At 55.9% G+C, this 16,855-nt stretch carries 15 protein-coding genes; 5 read left to right on the top strand and 10 right to left on the bottom strand.

The genetic code is table 11. From position 1 onward, the window contains the following. Positions 1 to 57: 57 nt before the first annotated feature. Entirely contained in the window at positions 58 to 576 is a 519-nt protein-coding gene (locus ACR0IU_RS16715) for a L,D-transpeptidase family protein (protein WP_170542577.1), read from the top strand. Between the two features lie 7 nt (positions 577 to 583). On the opposite strand, the gene ACR0IU_RS16720 is transcribed toward ACR0IU_RS16715, so the two are convergent. The 7 genes from ACR0IU_RS16720 to cysQ all read right to left on the bottom strand — a co-directional run bounded on the left by ACR0IU_RS16720 (position 584) and on the right by cysQ (position 8,477). Continuing rightward, positions 584 to 2,017: a nodulation protein NodH gene (locus ACR0IU_RS16720; protein ID WP_480717044.1), complete on the bottom strand. Its 1,434-nt coding sequence runs from the start codon at positions 2,015 to 2,017 to the stop codon at positions 584 to 586. 6 nt (positions 2,018 to 2,023) lie between these two features. Continuing rightward, the gene (locus tag ACR0IU_RS16725) at positions 2,024 to 3,724 is read right to left on the bottom strand and encodes a DUF5927 domain-containing protein (RefSeq protein ID WP_480717045.1); all 1,701 of its coding nucleotides are present in this window, start codon (positions 3,722 to 3,724) and stop codon (positions 2,024 to 2,026) included. Continuing rightward, complete coding sequence (locus ACR0IU_RS16730) at positions 3,721 to 4,707, bottom strand: glycosyltransferase family 2 protein (RefSeq protein ID WP_010442946.1); 987 nt, start codon at positions 4,705 to 4,707, stop codon at positions 3,721 to 3,723. Before ACR0IU_RS16730 ends, ACR0IU_RS16725 begins: the two co-directional genes overlap by 4 nt. 149 nt (positions 4,708 to 4,856) lie before the next feature. Next, positions 4,857 to 5,903, bottom strand: a complete 1,047-nt coding sequence (locus tag ACR0IU_RS16735) for a glycosyltransferase family 2 protein (RefSeq protein ID WP_480717046.1) — start codon at positions 5,901 to 5,903, stop codon at positions 4,857 to 4,859. After that, positions 5,900 to 6,883 carry a UDP-glucose 4-epimerase GalE gene (gene galE / locus ACR0IU_RS16740; RefSeq protein WP_480717047.1) on the bottom strand — a complete coding sequence of 328 codons (984 nt, stop codon included), beginning with the start codon at positions 6,881 to 6,883 and terminating at the stop codon, positions 5,900 to 5,902. The genes ACR0IU_RS16735 and galE overlap by 4 nt, the downstream gene beginning before the upstream one ends. Beyond that, entirely contained in the window at positions 6,880 to 7,680 is an 801-nt protein-coding gene (locus ACR0IU_RS16745) for a 3-deoxy-manno-octulosonate cytidylyltransferase family protein (protein WP_170542589.1), read from the bottom strand. The genes galE and ACR0IU_RS16745 overlap by 4 nt, the downstream gene beginning before the upstream one ends. Then, entirely contained in the window at positions 7,680 to 8,477 is a 798-nt protein-coding gene (gene cysQ, locus ACR0IU_RS16750) for a 3'(2'),5'-bisphosphate nucleotidase CysQ (RefSeq protein WP_480717048.1), read from the bottom strand. Before cysQ ends, ACR0IU_RS16745 begins: the two co-directional genes overlap by 1 nt. 123 nt (positions 8,478 to 8,600) lie before the next feature. On the opposite strand from cysQ, the gene ACR0IU_RS16755 reads away from it, so the two are divergent. Beyond that, the gene (locus tag ACR0IU_RS16755) at positions 8,601 to 9,422 is read left to right on the top strand and encodes an ABC transporter permease (RefSeq protein WP_480717049.1); all 822 of its coding nucleotides are present in this window, start codon (positions 8,601 to 8,603) and stop codon (positions 9,420 to 9,422) included. Here ACR0IU_RS16755 and ACR0IU_RS16760 read toward each other — a convergent pair. Further along, the gene (locus tag ACR0IU_RS16760) at positions 9,419 to 10,021 is read right to left on the bottom strand and encodes an alpha-ketoglutarate-dependent dioxygenase AlkB family protein (protein WP_480717050.1); all 603 of its coding nucleotides are present in this window, start codon (positions 10,019 to 10,021) and stop codon (positions 9,419 to 9,421) included. The two genes, ACR0IU_RS16755 and ACR0IU_RS16760, sit on opposite strands and share 4 nt — an antisense overlap. 214 nt (positions 10,022 to 10,235) lie before the next feature. Between ACR0IU_RS16760 and dnaK the strand changes: the two genes are divergently transcribed. The 3 genes from dnaK to radC all read left to right on the top strand — a co-directional run bounded on the left by dnaK (position 10,236) and on the right by radC (position 14,284). After that, entirely contained in the window at positions 10,236 to 12,143 is a 1,908-nt protein-coding gene (gene dnaK, locus ACR0IU_RS16765) for a molecular chaperone DnaK (RefSeq protein ID WP_170471036.1), read from the top strand. A gap of 74 nt (positions 12,144 to 12,217) precedes the next feature. After that, complete coding sequence (gene dnaJ, locus ACR0IU_RS16770) at positions 12,218 to 13,369, top strand: molecular chaperone DnaJ (protein ID WP_010442938.1); 1,152 nt, start codon at positions 12,218 to 12,220, stop codon at positions 13,367 to 13,369. Between the two features lie 159 nt (positions 13,370 to 13,528). Continuing rightward, positions 13,529 to 14,284 carry a RadC family protein gene (gene radC / locus ACR0IU_RS16775; protein ID WP_170471034.1) on the top strand — a complete coding sequence of 252 codons (756 nt, stop codon included), beginning with the start codon at positions 13,529 to 13,531 and terminating at the stop codon, positions 14,282 to 14,284. Between the two features lie 3 nt (positions 14,285 to 14,287). Here the strand turns inward: radC and ACR0IU_RS16780 are convergent, their stop codons facing one another. Next, entirely contained in the window at positions 14,288 to 15,844 is a 1,557-nt protein-coding gene (locus ACR0IU_RS16780) for a phosphate ABC transporter substrate-binding/OmpA family protein (RefSeq protein WP_480717051.1), read from the bottom strand. 25 nt (positions 15,845 to 15,869) lie between these two features. Then, positions 15,870 to 16,790, bottom strand: coding sequence for a hypothetical protein (locus ACR0IU_RS16785; RefSeq protein ID WP_170780040.1), 921 nt, complete (start codon positions 16,788 to 16,790; stop codon positions 15,870 to 15,872). Positions 16,791 to 16,855 lie beyond the last annotated feature (65 nt).

The following is a 16,855-nucleotide window of genomic DNA, read 5'->3' on the forward strand; positions in this document are numbered from 1 at the left end:
GTTTCGCGCAAATCTGGCATAATAATTGGCAAAAAAGAGCATCAGGCAGTGAAAACTATGGATCGTCGAGCATTTGGAATGGGCGCGATGGCAACGCTGAGCCTTTCAGCGTGCGCCTCAGCGAAACCCAGATTTCTTTCTTATCGCGGGCCCGAGGTGACCTCATTGGTCATCAACAAGGGCGCACGCAAGATGTATCTTCTTCATAACGAGCAGATTTTACGGGAATATGATGTCGATCTGGGATTTGCGCCCAGAGGCACAAAAACCAAAAAAGGCGACGGCCGCACGCCTGAGGGCACTTATCTGATTGACCGCCGCAACCCACGTAGTCGGTATCACCTGTCGCTGGGCATCTCGTATCCGAACTCGGAAGATCGGGCGAAGGCCAAGGCCGCTGGCGTTGATCCGGGGGGCGATATCTTCATTCACGGCCAGCCCAATCTGCGGTCCGAGTTCAAACGGGCGAAGAAGACCCCGGATTGGACGGCAGGCTGTATCGCGGTCAAGAATGATGAGATCGAAGAGATCTACGCGATGGTGAATGAAGGAACCGTGATTACTCTGCGCCCTTAAGCAAGGTTCAAAGCGGTTTCCAATCACCAAATCCAAATACTGTATAGTCGCGCTGGTAGGCTTCTTTCGCCAGCGCTTCAAGCTGTGCGTCGTAAATCTGATCCAGTGAAAACGGCGCGTCCGACTTGGCCTTTTTCGGGGTTGGCGCGGCTGTGTGCCCAACTTTGTGGGCAAGGTCGGGCAGGGTGGTTGCCATCTCATCCTCGCGCAGGATCTGGTCGGGCATGGTGAAACCGGCCATCCCCTCTAGCGTCTGCGCTTGTCCACACCATTCCCCATCTACACGGATCGGGGTCTGGCCTGCCAATATACTTCGCAGCATGCCCAGAAAGGCCGCGAATGCCTCGTAATGCTGATCGCGCGTATAGGTGCTCAGATCGCCCTTGGCAGGCAATGGCACCTTGTACCGTCGGCTCAGCATATTGCGAATGCTTACATATGCGCCGGGGCCGGTGTGCAGGATACGGTCGCAGAACACCGCATGTGCGCGCGCTAGCGGATGGCGCAGTACCGTGAACTTGCGATGACCGGGGTGGCTTTGCATCCAATGACGCGTCTGTTTCTGATTGCGGCCAGTGATCAGGTCATCGGTTGTGACTCCGTCGAGATCGGCAAGCCATTGCGCAATTTCCGCCTCGGGGCCCCCGCGCACGGGTAGATACATCAGGGGCGTGTTTGCCGCGCCCACATAGCGCGACACGGCAGGACCCCGGCGCGGCTCGAAATTTGGGATTTGGTGCAAATTGAACCGGTCATACTGTGACAGTGCCCGCTCCATGTCGTCTGGATTGGTCACCTTCGACAAGGCGGGTGCGGGGTTTTGGCGCTTGAGATGTTGGTTCAGCTCGGCAAGCCGTGCGCTGACGCCCAGCCAGGCTGCAAGCCCGTTCAGAACGTCCAGATCATTCAGATCGTCATAGTCTATATAAAACGGCGTCTGTCCTGTGGTTTGCAAGTGCTTGAAAACGGTCTGTTGAAACGCCTGCCGTTGTTCAAGTTGGTCACAGAACTCTTCGGTGTCAAAGGTGACCTGCGCGTCGCGGCGCTGCTTGATGTTTACCAATCTCCACTGCTTGGTCTCCAACGCGATTTTCCACGAGATGTAGCTGTCCAGAGGATTGCGCATCAGGATGATTTTGGCACAGCGTGGATCATCAAGCGCAGGCCCAAGAGCACGCGCATCGTGATCACTGAAGAATCGAAAGCCGTTCATCTCGCCCGGTGCGTTTCGGATCGCATTGATCAGAGCCAGAGGATCGTTCTCGCGATCTTCTAGAGTAAACCCAAGAACGCTATCCAGTTTTGGCAGGCCGACGAAGTAGGGGTTGAACGCCTCACCGTGACAGGTCACCCCGTCGAGCGTATTCAACTGCAATTCCAACAGGTTCGAGCCAGTGCGCATATCGGCCAGTACGATGAAGTAATCGAAGCGGCGGGTCATTTTTAATTACTGCACCAGATAGGGCTTTTTGAACGATTTGGCTTGTCCGCCAAATATATCGTTAACAGGAAAATCACCCATCAAATAGGGATGCATGCCCTGGTTTTTGAGATTCTGCAGAAACTTACCAAACCCCGTCAGATCCACCATCGTGGGTGCCTCGGTCAAGTGGGTGGGCTGGGGCGCACCCATATCCTCAAGCACGGTCTGCAGGTGTTCCATGGGGGATTCCACGAACTCAGCCATAGTCCAGACCCGTATTCTAGATTTTGCGCGGGCTGCATCCAGCAACTCAAGCTGCTTTGTTTCCCGCTGCTGCAAACGGGCAGCTTCACACCGAATATCGGCAAAGTTCATGTTGGACCTGAACAAGGGAACCGCCCAGGCGCCAGTGATGATTGCAATACTGGCGTTCAGATCGCGCAACAGGAACTCGTTGATCTGTTGGGAATCATTCGGTCCGAATTGAAAACATTGGCGCTCGCCCCGTGTGTTCCAGATGACGTTCGACAGGAATGCAGTCGGATTGTAGTCGCGGAGAGACGCGCAATCTGGGAGCGCGCCGTTCATCATTGTGCCACCGTTTGCAAATTGCGCCTTCTCCGGGTGAAACAGATGTCCGTGCACCCGTGCACCCGTCGAATTTGCAAGCCAGGGCTCGAAATCTTCAAACAGCTCTGAAAAGCCTTGAAGCACAGAATAAGGAAAAGCGGTTAGGCCGCGTTCGCTTGTCGCGCGCGGAAAACAGCTCTGCATATACAATCCGTCCCGGCCGCGAATGCGCCGCTCGACAGCTTTAGAAAACACTCGGTCGATCTTTCCCGGATTGGGCTCAGCCGGTGTCATCGCGCTGTTTTCATCCGACAAAAAGGATTGATACAGCCTGTCTGCTCCGTGCCAGACTTTCCGCGCCACAAAGCAATCCGAGCGGCGTAGCAATTGTAGGTGGTCGTCGTAGAACATATGAGGTCGGCCCTGATAGTCGAACTTCGACAGTGTCAGCGACCGGCTTTCGATATGCGTGGAATACAGGCGCGCGAGTGTTTGGAAATAGCTTTCGTCCGGGATCCAGACCCTCCGAAAATACCGGTCATAGTCCGGGCGCTTGGGGTCCTGCAAAATGGCTGACAGGGTTTGCCGTGTCAGGCACCACCATTGGCTGCCCATATGTGGCACAAGACCTCCAGGGATCGCCCTGCGCATTCCTACTACGCGTTGAAGCCGCACGTAGGCGTCAAACAATCTCCGCTGTTTGCGCCAAGAGAACGGAAAACGCAGCGTGAAGCGCTCAAGATCCAACCCCCCCATGGTCCAGCTGACATCGCGTGTTGTGGCGCTTTCGATGAAATCAACGCGGGGGCGATCAGCCAGATAATCCATCAGCTCGCCCACAGGGCGAAGCGGCAAACAAGCACCCGAGGCAAGGAAAACGTGACGCACCTGCGGGAAACTGTCCAACATCTGAGTTGCAGCGGACTGTGAGGCTGCAACGATGCCCCACCCACCCCATTCACAGACATGTCGATCCGAGAACTGGATTAAAGGATTATCGGAACAGGCGGTGACCAGAGTGGAATATGCCGAGTTGGTCACCTTGCGATCCACATGGATCACGACCGGGCAGCCCGATGCGGTCCAATGCCGCGCCACCCGCTCTACTCGGTCGAGTGCGGTGTGCACCAGCATGACGATGCCCAGGCTGCTCATGCCCAGTTCCCTTTTGACATCATGCCGAGGATCTCAAGCTGTCGCCAGTTGATGTATTTCTCGGACCAGTTGTTCCAGAAAACGGGCTTATTCTCCAAATGTTCGGCATAAGCTCTATATTCGCCCGAGGCGCGATAATGCTGGCTGCGGCTTAGTTCCTCACGGGCCTTGTTGCCCAGAGTGTCGATTAACTTAGCATGTAGCAGTGCGCCGCTGGTTTTTTCACCCCCACGTTCCTCGTAAACTTGGTTGAGGCCACGGGGCAGCAGCGCATGGGTCGAGCTGACATAGGCGTATCGGCGATGCCATTTCACCAAAGGGATTTTGTTCAGTGCAGGGGCTTTTTCGGGCGTATCATGAAAGAAAACCCGTGCTCGGGCACCACCTTGAATCCACAGGTTTCCATAGGTGGGATTCCGGGCGATCATGTAGTTGCCTGAGTCAAACCACGGGGCGATCTCGAACGGATTCTGACCGGCATGATAGGGCGTGTCTTCGACGACCCCCTCAGGATACATGTCGATCAGCATTGTGCCGAAACTACGAACGCTGGTGTCATCCAACCAGTCGGTCAACGCCCTTATCGGGCGGGTATCACAGAACGGGTAAACAAAGAACTCGTCCGGATCGACGGTCAAAACCCAGTGTTTGTGGGCATAGGTTCGCAACAGATAATTTGACCAGTCCAGCCCATAAGTCGAACTTTTGTAGCTGGCATCCGTCCACCACAGTGACACGTCTGGCTGGTCGGTTAAAAATTCACGCGTTCCGTCATCGCTATTGTTGTCGACGAATAGGAAATGGTTGATGCCAAGCTTGCGGTAATAGTCCAGAAAATAAGGCAGGCGGATACATTCGTTTCGCACGACGCTCATCAACAAGATGTCTTGCGGGCGAATATCTGACGTGTTGTTCTGTATCGCTTTCAATTCGCGTCTTTTGCGCAGGCACCGCAAAAGGCGACGCTTGCGTCGCAATCTCATGCGATAGGAATCCAAAAGGCTCACGCGGCTGCCCAACCCTTATTGATATACGCGCGTCTGCCCGGGGCCGCCTGAGGCCTGAGTGGTGCCGAGCCGTCATCGTTTTATGACATCTAGTTACCTTGCGAAGCAATGGGTTTAAATCCGGTTTACTTCCCCGTAGTGGCTGGAAAGCCGCCGCCGTTCAGCAGCCCCAAAGTCTCCAATTGTTGCCAATCGCGCAGCTTTACAGAATCAGACCCCCAAAGATCGGGTTTATTAATAATCCCATCATAATATGTGCTGAATTTTTTAGGGTCGTGGAAATGCTGGCGCCTGTGTTTTTCGATCTGCGATTTTTCTACAACCCCCGGCAGGAATTTCGTGTGCAGCAAAACGCCCGAAGGAGCCTGCCCCTCTGGCCCGTCATATTCAAAATTCAGGGCTCGCGGCAGGGCGGAGTGGCAGGAATTCACATAAGCCATATGTCGCGACCAATGGATCAAAGGGATTTTGTTCAGAGTCGGGGATCTTTCAGGGTGGTCCGAAAAGAAAGCTCTCTCGCGCGTCCCGCCTTGAACCCACAAGTTGCCCAATGGAAATTGACGTTGGGATCTGTAGGGGCCGGTGTCGAACCCGTTCAGAACATCCGTGGGATCGGATTGCGGGTCATAGTACTGCGTGCCCACTGGGCCTTTGGGAAACAGATCCAGCATCAATGCGCCAAAGGCGGATTGCCCACGCGCGTCCAGCCAGCCCGTCAAATCGTTTAACGAATGCGTGTCGTGATGGGCATAGACAAGCAATTCATCGGCATCGACCATAAGCGTCCAATGCCCGTGGCCAAATTTCCACTGCAGATATGTCAGCCAATCCAATCCGAACCGGGACGCACGATAGCTAGCAGTTGTCTGCCACAGAGATACATCCGGCTGATCAAGCAGGTACTGGGTCGATCCGTCGTCGCTGCCGTTATCCACAATCAGAAAATGATCTACACCCAGCGTCCGGTAGTGATGAAAAAACCACGGCAATCGGCTGATCTCGTTCCGTAGAGTGGTAAAGGCAAGGATAGCTCCCGGCGCGATTTGTTGCGTTTTGTCTGCACGCGAAGTTAGCTGATGGCGGCTGCGAAAAGACCGCCATAAAAGCCGCTTACGCTTTAGGCGCAGTTTGTATCGCTGCCCCCAGCTTAGCGGCTGATCCTTTGTGCTCACTTTTTGTAGCTGCCATTCTGATGCCAGCGCCACGCATCGGTGATCATCGTCTCTAACGTTGATCTTTTTGGCATCCAGCCCAGCTCTTGTTCTGCGCGGGTTGAACCTGATACCAGACGTGTACAGTCCCCTGCCCGGCGTGGGCCGATGCTGTAGGGCACCGCTCGATTGGTGACGGCCTTCGAATGCTCGATCACTTCCATAACCGAAAATCCCGATCCGGTACCCAGATTGAACACGCGGCTCTCTTTGCCTTGTTCCAGCCACTTCAGACCAAGAATATGCGCATCGACCAGATCGCAGACGTGCACATAATCGCGAATACAGGTGCCATCGGGCGTGTCATAATCGGTACCGAACACTGTAAGACCATCGCGCTTACCGGCGACAGCGTCCAGCATTAGCGGCACCAGATGGGTCTCGGGTTGATGGAATTCACCAATTTCGGCATCCGGATCGGCCCCGGCGACGTTGAAATATCGGAAGATCACATGGTTTAGCCCGTAGGCGAATTCGAAATCACGCAGGATATCTTCGATCGCGCGTTTTGAGGCGCCATAGGCGTTCAGCGGTTGTTGTGGTGAGGTTTCATCGAGCACCACATTGTCGTGTTCGCCATAAGTGGCGCAAGTCGATGAAAAGACGAAATTCAAACAGCCCGCGTCGACTGCCGCTTGGATTAACGTCAAAGAGCCGGTCACATTGTTCGACCAGTACCTGCCAGGCTCGGACATTGCCTCACCCACTTGGCTGAGGGCTGCGAAATGCATCACGGCGGCTGGCTGGTATTTGGCAAAGACGGCGTCCAGATGCGCGCGATCCAGTAGGTCGCCCCGCTCGAACGGACCAAATTTTACCGCATCCTGCCAACCGGTGACCAGATTGTCATAGGTCACCGGAATATAGCCCGCCTTTGCAAGCGCCTTGCAGGCATGCGAACCAATATAGCCAGCGCCGCCGGTGACCAGAATATGGTTCATTCCAGTCCCATCGCGGCCATCATTTCTTCGATCTTGGCGACATCCTGGGGGTTGTTCAGTTCCCAAAACTGACGGCCCTTGGCTTCCACCTCGACGCACAGAACCTTGCGACCGTTTTCCATGAAACGCAGTTGTTCAAGGCCCTCCAAAGTTTCCAGCGGGCCGGTCCGCCAGGAGGGATAGTCTGCCAGTGCATCTGGCCGATAAGCGTAGACTCCGACATGATGAAAGACCGGAGTTGGATCATCGTTGGCATAGGTCTCAGAGGTGAAGGGAATTACCTCTTTCGAGAAATAGAGCGCACTGTGATCATTGCCAAACACTGCTGTCGTACCCCCAACGCGGTCGTGTTTGCGGTCATTCAACAACCCATTCAGAGCGTCGCCATCGCAGCGCAGAACCGGGGTGGCCACACCGGCCTCAGGGGCATCGCGCAAGCCTGAAATCAGGTCTTCGACAAACCAGTGCGGCGTCAATGGTGCATCGCCCTGCAGGTTCACTACGATCTCATAACCGCTGCCCAGCGCCGTATGCGCCTCGGCGCAGCGTTCGGTGCCATTGCGACAGGTATCCGAGGTCATGATCACTTCGGCCCCGAACCCCTCGGATACTTCGCGAATGCGGTCATCGTCTGTCGCCACGACGACGCGATCGACACCCGCGACCGAAATGGCGGCGCGCCAGGACCGTTCGATCAGTGTCATGGCTGTACCGTTGACCCCGGTCAGCGGCACCAGAGGTTTGCCCGGATAGCGGGTCGACGCGTAGCGGGCGGGAATGACGATCAGAACAGACATCAGGCTTCCTTCAGGTCGACGCCCGGAGCATAGGCGATGAAAAACGGGTTGGCATAGCCGTCTTTGCCGTAGGTCAGCGGGGTGTGGTCATCAAAGCGCACGACATTTCCACCAGCACCGGCTAGTACTGCATGGCCCGCTGCGGTGTCCCATTCCATTGTGCGGCCCACGCGGGGGTAAAGGTCAGCCTCACCCGTTGCGACCAGACAGAACTTCAGCGATGACCCGGCGCTTTTGCTGTCGCGCACCTGATATTTGTTGATGTAATCCTCAGTCGCCTGATCGCGGTGCGATTTCGAGGCAACGATCATCAGAGCTGAATTGTCTGGTTTAGAGACTGCTATTGGCGTTAACGCACCCGGCTGATCCTTGTCCAGCGCGCCGGTTTCCTCAACCGCTTGCCCATCGGCCTGCGTATAAAACATCCGTCCCCGTGCGGGCGCATAAACTACGCCGCGCGTCGGTACGCCGTTCTCAACAAATGCGATGTTCACCGTGAAATCGCCACGACGGTTGATGAATTCCTTGGTGCCGTCCAGCGGATCGACGATCAGAAAGGTCTCACCTTTTTCCGAGTGCGAGTCCGCCTGCTCTTCAGTCACTAGTAAAATTTCGGGAAAAGCTTCGCGCAGCCCGGTCGAGATCAGCGCATCTGCGGCCTCATCCGCCTCGGTCACCGGGCTGGAATCGGATTTGACTTTGACGTCGAAATCATCCGACTCGTAGATTTGCATGATCTTGTCGCCTGCCTGAAGGGCGAGCCGCCGGATGACGGGTATCAGGGCGTCATAGGTCACAAAAAAGCTCCGTTCTTGAGGTTTGTTGATCCAAGTTTCTTACGGACTTATGATGCGCTGGATACGGAACAGCAAGAAATTCATGCCAGATTGCAGGTGACATGAGCAGGAAAGAGTGGTCGCGTGTTTCACTATAAGCGAAATCAGTCGTTGTTGGGCGGGGCCTTCACCACAGCTGAACTGATATTCCATGCGATTGTGCGCAATATCCGATCGCAGCATTCAAATGCGGTAATGGCGATCCTGATAAATATTCTTCAGGTGGTTGTGGTCGCCGGAGCGTTCTACTTGATCCTGTCTTTCATGGGCACCCGGATCGCGAAGATACGCGGTGAGTTCATACTTTTTCTGCTGTCTGGAGTGTTTCTGTTTCTGACACATATCAAATCGGTCAGTGCCATTGCCGGTGTCGGAGATGGCAACAATCCCATGACATTGCATTCGCCGATGACCATGATGGTGATGCTGGCGGCTTCGGCGCTAGGCACGCTCTATACCCAACTTGTCTCGATCCTGGTGATTTTGTTTGTCTACAGTGTTGCCGTTTCGCCGCTCGAGATTCAGGAGCCAGGCGGAGCTTTTGCCATGCTTGTGCTTGCCTGGTTTACGGGGTGTTCGGTGGGGCTCGTGTTACTGGCGCTGAAGCCGTGGTTTCCCAATACAGTGACCATCCTGAAAAATGTCTATCGGCGGATGAATATGGTTTTTTCCGGCAAGATGTTCGTGGGAAACGCGCTGGGCGGGTTCATGCTGACCATGTTTGCCTGGAACCCGCTGTTTCATGTTATCGACCAATGCCGTGGTTTTGTGTTCCGGAATTATTTTCCTCGCAACACAAGTTGGGAATATGCGCTTTGGGTGGGGATTGTCCTGACCATGATCGGGTTGCTGGCTGAATTCTACACGCGCAAACACGTGTCAAAAAGCTGGGAGGCGCGTCGCTAGGTGGCGACCCGAAGCGTCAGATTAATACGCCCGCCCTTCGGCAGCAGTTTGGATGATCCAAATCGGATGCGGTCAATCCCGTGATATGTCAGCCGGGCAGGTCCGCCCATGATCACCACATCGCCCGAGCTCAGCCAGATTGACTCGGTCTTGCCCCCGCGTGTCGTATTGCCGATGCGGAATAACGCGTCATCGCCCAGTGAAATCGACAGCACCGGCCAAGAAAAATCAGCCTCGTCCTTGTCTTGATGCAGGCCCATCTTGGTGCCTTCGCCGTAGTAGTTGATCAGGCAGCAATCGGGCTGACGTTCCGCACCGGTCACGTCTTTCCAGATCGTCAGAATATCATCCGGGATTGCAGGCCAGGTCATGCCTTTGGGATGGGTATCCTGATACCGATAGCCAGCCCGATCCGTAACCCAGCCCAATGCTCCGGCCGAGGTCATGCGTACCGACATTTCTTTGCCCGATGGGGTGATGGGCCGATAGAGCGGCGCGGCCTTCAGAATCGGGCGCAACAGGTCAACCAGGTGGGTTTGCGACACCGCATCCAGATAGCCTTTGCGGATATCAAATCCGCGCAAAAGAAGCCGCGCCATGGAAGAATCCCCAAACCTTGCCAGAACCTTGCCAAAAAAGGCCACAAAATCCCGAAAACCTGCGTTTCTGACCGCTTGCAGGCCCCAGTCTGCGCCCTTATATACGCCTCGACGCGCGATGGTGTAGTGCTGTCGCGCACATCAGATCGGGGCCGGGATGCCGTAACGGGTTCAGGCCTCGAGACATCGCCTTAAATTGAAAGGGATCAAAATTATGGGAAAAGTAATCGGGATTGACCTCGGAACCACCAACTCGTGCGTGGCCATCATGGATGGCTCGCAGCCGAAGGTCATCGAAAACGCCGAAGGGGCGCGGACCACGCCCTCGATCGTCGCCTTCACTGAAGATGAGCGCCTGGTCGGTCAGCCTGCAAAACGTCAGGCGGTCACCAACCCCGACAACACGATCTTTGGCGTCAAGCGCCTGATCGGTCGTCGCGTGGATGATGCCGAAGTCGAAAAAGATAAGAAAATGGTGCCGTACGCCATCGTTGATGGCGGCAATGGCGACGCGTGGGTTGAAGCCCGCGGTGAAAAGTACTCCCCAAGCCAGATCTCGGCCTTCACTCTGGGTAAGATGAAGGAAACCGCAGAAAGCTATCTGGGTGAGGAAGTCACGCAGGCAGTTATCACCGTTCCGGCATATTTCAACGACGCCCAGCGTCAGGCCACCAAAGACGCCGGTAAAATCGCCGGTCTGGAAGTGCTGCGGATCATCAACGAACCGACAGCGGCTGCGCTGGCCTATGGTCTGGACAAAGAAGAAACCCAAACCATCGCGGTTTATGACCTTGGTGGCGGTACCTTCGACGTGACCATTCTGGAAATCGACGACGGCCTGTTCGAAGTGAAGTCGACCAACGGTGACACCTTCCTGGGTGGTGAAGACTTTGACATGCGCATCGTCAACTACCTGGCAGACGAGTTCAAAAAGGAACACGGTGTCGATCTGTCCGCTGACAAGATGGCCCTGCAGCGTCTGAAAGAAGCCGCTGAAAAAGCCAAGATCGAGCTGTCTTCGACCTCGCAGACCGAAATCAACCAGCCGTTCATCTCGATGGGTTCGAACGGTCAGCCGCTGCACATGGTCATGAAACTGACCCGTGCCAAGCTGGAATCGCTGGTTGCGGACCTGATCAAGAAGTCGATGAAGCCGTGCCAGGCTGCTCTGAAAGACGCCGGTCTGTCGGCTGCTGACGTGGACGAGGTTGTTCTGGTCGGTGGTATGACCCGGATGCCGAAAGTGATCGAAGAGGTCACCAAGTTCTTCGGTAAAGAGCCGCACAAGGGTGTGAACCCGGACGAAGTGGTTGCCATGGGCGCCGCCATTCAGGCCGGTGTTCTGCAGGGCGACGTCAAAGACGTGGTACTGCTGGACGTGACCCCGCTGTCGCTGGGCATCGAGACGCTGGGTGGCGTGTTCACCCGTCTGATCGACCGCAACACGACCATTCCGACCAAAAAGTCTCAGGTCTTCTCGACCGCCGAAGACAACCAGAACGCCGTAACCATCCGCGTGTTCCAGGGTGAGCGTGAAATGGCTGCGGACAACAAGATCTTGGGTCAGTTCAACCTCGAAGACATCCCGCCCGCACCGCGCGGTATGCCTCAGATCGAGGTGACTTTTGACATCGACGCCAACGGCATTGTCTCGGTTTCGGCCAAAGACAAAGGCACCGGCAAAGAGCAGAAGATCACCATCCAGGCCTCGGGCGGTCTGTCCGATGAGGACATCGAAAAGATGGTCAAGGACGCCGAAGAAAACGCGGAAGCCGACAAGGAACGCCGCGAGCTGGTCGACGCCAAGAACCAGGCGGAAAGCCTCATCCACTCGACCGAAAAGTCGATGGAAGAGCATGCCGACAAGGTTGACCCGACCACCATCGAAGCCATCGAGCTGGCGATTGCCGCGCTGAAGGACGAGCTGGAAACCGAGAATGCCGACAAGATCAAATCCGGCATCCAGAACGTCACCGAAGCCGCCATGAAGCTGGGCGAAGCCATCTACAAGGCGCAAGCCGAAGAGGGTGAGGATGCGCCGGCGGCTGCAGATGAAGCGCCGGGTGAAGACGACATTGTCGACGCCGAGTTCGAAGATCTGGACGACGACAAGCGTAACTAACGGGTAACCGGGCCAATATGGGCCGGTCCGGTTGCCGGGCCGGCCCAATTACGTTGAGGCAGAAGGAAGAACTGATGTCCAAACGCGACTATTACGAAGTGCTCGGCGTGTCCAAGGGCGCTTCGGCGGATGAGATCAAGAAAGGTTTTCGCAAGAAAGCCAAAGAACTGCATCCCGATCGCAACAAGGACAATCCTGATGCCGAAGCGCAGTTCAAAGAGGCCAACGAAGCCTATGATGTGCTGCGCGATGGCGACAAAAAGGCGGCCTATGACCGCTTTGGCCACGCTGCGTTTGAAAACGGTATGGGTGGCGGAGGTCGTCCCGGCGGCGGTTTTGGCGGCCAAGGCGATTTCTCCAGCGCGTTCTCAGACGTTTTCGACGACTTGTTCGGCGACTTCATGGGCGGCCAACGTGGCGGCGGCGGTGGACGTCGTGCAGCCCGCGGATCGGACCTGCGCTATAACCTTCGGGTTTCGCTGGAAGAGGCTTATGCGGGTCTGCAGAAAACTATAAATGTACCGACCGCCGTGGCCTGCTCTTCATGTGAGGGTACTGGGGCTGAGGGTGGGGTTGAACCCACCACCTGTCCAACCTGTTCCGGTATGGGCAAGGTGCGCGCGCAACAGGGCTTCTTCACCGTTGAACGCACTTGTCCAACCTGCTCCGGTTTGGGTCAGATTATCAAGAATCCCTGTAAATCGTGTGGCGGTGCTGGTCGTGTTGAAAAAGATCGCGCGCTATCGGTGAACATTCCAGCGGGCGTTGAAACCGGTACCCGCATCCGTCTTGCCGGTGAAGGCGAGGCTGGCATGCGCGGTGGCCCTCCGGGCGACCTCTATATCTTTGTCGAGGTTTCGGATCATAAACTGTTCGAGCGTGACAGCGTGAACCTATATTGTCGCGTTCCGGTCAGTATGGGTAAAGCGGCGCTGGGTGGCTCGATCGAAGTTCCTACAATCGATGGTGGTCGCGGCCGCGTTCAGATTCCGGCAGGCAGCCAATCCGGACGTCAGATGCGTTTGCGCGGCAAAGGCATGCCCGCGTTGCGTGGTGGTGGTATCGGCGACATGTTCATCGAACTGGCCGTGGAAACTCCGGTCAATCTGACCAGCCGCCAGAAAGAGCTACTGCGTGAGTTTGACGATTTGGGTGAAGACAATCACCCGGAATCGAAAAGCTTTTTCTCTTCTGTGAAGTCCTTCTGGGATGGCATGAAGGGTTAAACCGGTTAAGCAGGGGGGCTCTGCCCCCATCGCCCTTTGGGCGACTCCCCCGAGATATTTATGGCCAGATGAAGCGGGGGACCCGTGTGTTGCCGTTCCGACGGGCAGGGATAAGGCGCGTTAACTTTTCGGAAACCGATTCTGCGTCAGAGTGGGGTTATGACCCAAGACGCCTTTGCCGAAGCCCCCATGCTGTTCGATACGGATGAAGCACCGGCGCAGCCGCTGCCCGTTGGTCGGTTACCCTCCTACATAAAAGACCATCGCAAGCGGCTGCGCGAAAGGTTCATGTCTGGCGGATCAGCAGCGATGCCGGATTATGAACTGCTGGAGCTGGCTTTGTTCCGATCCATCCCGCGTCAGGACGTGAAACCGCTGGCGCGTGCTCTGATGGATGCGTTTGGCGACTTCAACCGCGTGTTGACGGCGCCTGAGGAACGGCTGCGTCAGATAAAGGGGATCGGGGACACGGTGATTACCGATCTGAAAATTCTTGAGGCCTGCGCTCATCGGATGGCACGAGCGCGGGTGATTCAGCGGCATGTGATTTCGGGCTGGGATGCGCTGCTGGATTATTGCCACACGACGATGGCCCATCGCGAGACCGAGCAGTTTCGGGTGTTTTATCTGGACCGGAAGAATGTACTGATCGCAGATGAAGAGCAGGCGAAGGGCACAGTGGATCACGTACCGGTTTATCCGCGTGAGGTGGCGAAACGCGCGCTGGAGCTGAATGCGTCAGCGTTGATATTGGTGCACAACCATCCCTCAGGTGACCCGACGCCTTCACAATCTGACATCGACATGACCAACCGGATTCAGGATGCTTGCACGGCGCTGGGGCTGACCTTGCACGATCATTTGATTATCGGCAAATCGACAGAATTGAGCTTTCGCGCACAAGGATATCTTTGACCGCTATCGAATCCATACTTCGACCCGGCGGTTCACCTTGCGGCCCCATTCGGTGTCATCGCAGGCCATTGGCATCGCTTCGCCAAAGCCCTCAACCGCTATCTCGAGACTCGCAGGAATACTCGTTTCGATTGCCGCCAGCACCGCGTTACGAACGGTTTTGGCCCGCTGCAGAGCAATGCGCGTGTTGGATGTGGCAGCCCCGTCGCCATCGCTAAATCCTACAAAAGTCACCTGTCGCGCATCCAGCCTACCGCTTTCCAACACCTGCGCGAGCTGCAGGATATTTGAGCGGGATTGCGCATCGGGTCGCGACGAGCCGGGCTCGAAGCGGAAGGACAAAGATAACCGGGACAGAGGGCGGAGGGTTTCGATCATGCGCTGTAGTTCTTCCAGTCCAACTTCGGTTCCGCCGGTGCTGACGGCATTGACCAGCCGCTCGCCTTGTAACGCCATCCCGATGGTCTCGGGTGATTGATCGACAAATCCGACTTGCCGGATCACCATTTGTGCAACGCCACTTTGGGTGTAGGCCAGAAATTGCCGGGCGAGCCGCGGCAATCTTCTTTGCGGCAGGTAGATAAACATCGGTGCGGTGAGCGGGTAGTCCTCGGTCTTTACTGATTGCCTCGTCGCCGAGAGGGTATGACCGCAGCCACCGGTCAGTGGCAGCGCTCGCGCTTCGCCCGTCTCAGCGAGGCTGGCGATACCAATTGCGAAAGGATCACCTGAGATCGCGCGTACAAGATCGCTGTTGCGAGCATGAAATGTAACGTCTGCTGAGATCGGCGCATCGACCGGTGCCAGCAACAGATCTTCTATGGCCTGCGTGAGGCCAGATCCGGCTTTCGGCAGGTACAGAGAAATGGGTGCATCGGGACCGCCAAGATCGGACCAGTTTGTATTTTGTCCCGTGAAGATTTTGGCTAAGTCTGCGGGGGATATCTGACGTATGGGATTGTCGTCAGATACAATCGGAACAATCGCATCCAGTGCCAAGACCCTTGACCGGCGTGCCTGAGTCAGATCACCCAATCCAGCGTCGCGGTTCAACTTAGTCTCGTCCGGCCGAATCTCGCGTTGGGCAAGAACGATATCCGCCGTGCCCTTCGCAAGATCGGCAAACCCCTGAGAGGTGCCGGTCACAGAGAAGGTAAACCTGGCCAAAGGTGCAAAGCGGTCAGGATGATGCAATGTATACTCACGTTGGGTTACGGCAGTCTCTGAAACAGATGCCGACAGACCTTCTTGTACGGCAAAACCCTGCACGAGTGCCGGCATCAAAGTTTCTGCCATAACGGATGAACCTGAAAATCGCACTTCGGCGACAAAATCGGTCAGATTGGGGCAGGCTGGTCCATCACATGTAACGCCCGAGCCATCGATCGTCAGTTCGCCAAACTGCGTATCGACGCGGTAAAATTCACCATCATACCCAAGCAATGTGCCGACGACTTCGACCTTGCCGTCGTGTGAGGTCAGAGTGATGTCTTGCGCGGGCGCTCCCTGTGCCAAGGACAAGGACAAAAGCGCGACAAATGCCGCACGAAGGATTTTCATTGTGGACCGTTGAATTGCCTGCTGCCTATTTGGCAGCAATTGTCAGGTCTGTGAACAGATTATTCAACACCAGAAAATCACCAGCCGTTTCGCAACCCGGCATATCCAATGTCAGATCGCGGGATCTTAGGCGTTGATCCGCGCGCCATTCCAGCGATTGCACGTTCAGAGGTTTGCCGCAATTGGCATCGGTGACCTCAGTTTCGACTGATAGGGTGATCGAACCCGTCTCGGTCGCGGATTGTATCGGGAAGGAATAGACTTCAATATTGCGTGCAATGTCAGAGCCGCCCTGTCCAAGATGGATCACCGAACCCTCACCGCCGGCCTCAGAGCCAGACCATACGTGGCCTTTTTCTCCGTAGCCTGCGCCGAATTCCAATGCGTGCAACTGCAGCTCTGTCTTACCCTGCCATTGTAGGGCGATCCGGTTGAAGTCGTTGATCTCTGGCACATGCGTTGTTGCAACTGTACCTTTGCCGTCGGGCAGTGAGATCAGGAATATGGCGTATTCGGACAGTGCCGGAACAGTCAGGTTCAAGCCACCAAGCGCATCGGTTTCGGTGCTGAATACCAGCCCGTTATGATGAACTTCGATGGTTGCATTTGCATGGCACGGGGCCTTGACTCGCAACCGTGCATTCGCACCGGGTACAGCCAAAGCGCGCGCGCTTAGATCACAGTTGGATGGCAAACGGCTTTGTTCGGGAGCTGGAAGCGAGGATTTTGGTTGAATCTCATTGTGCGCTTCGGTGGGGGAGGAAGACGTCAGAACAACGCTTTGCAACCCGGCAAGGTCCGCGCCATGCTCAGAGATCGACGCGACACGCGCGCCGCTTGGTTCAGCGCTGGGTTGCTGCGCTGATCCGCTTTGCATCAGATATCCGATGGCCAGGGCGCAGGCAACAGTTCCGCCCGTGGTCACATAGTTCTTTATTACAAACAAGACACCCTCCCCAGTTGAAGGAGCGACTCGTAACTTGCCTCTGAATCAAGGCCAATATGTGGCCT

Source organism: Ruegeria sp. CL5, from assembly GCF_056536485.1.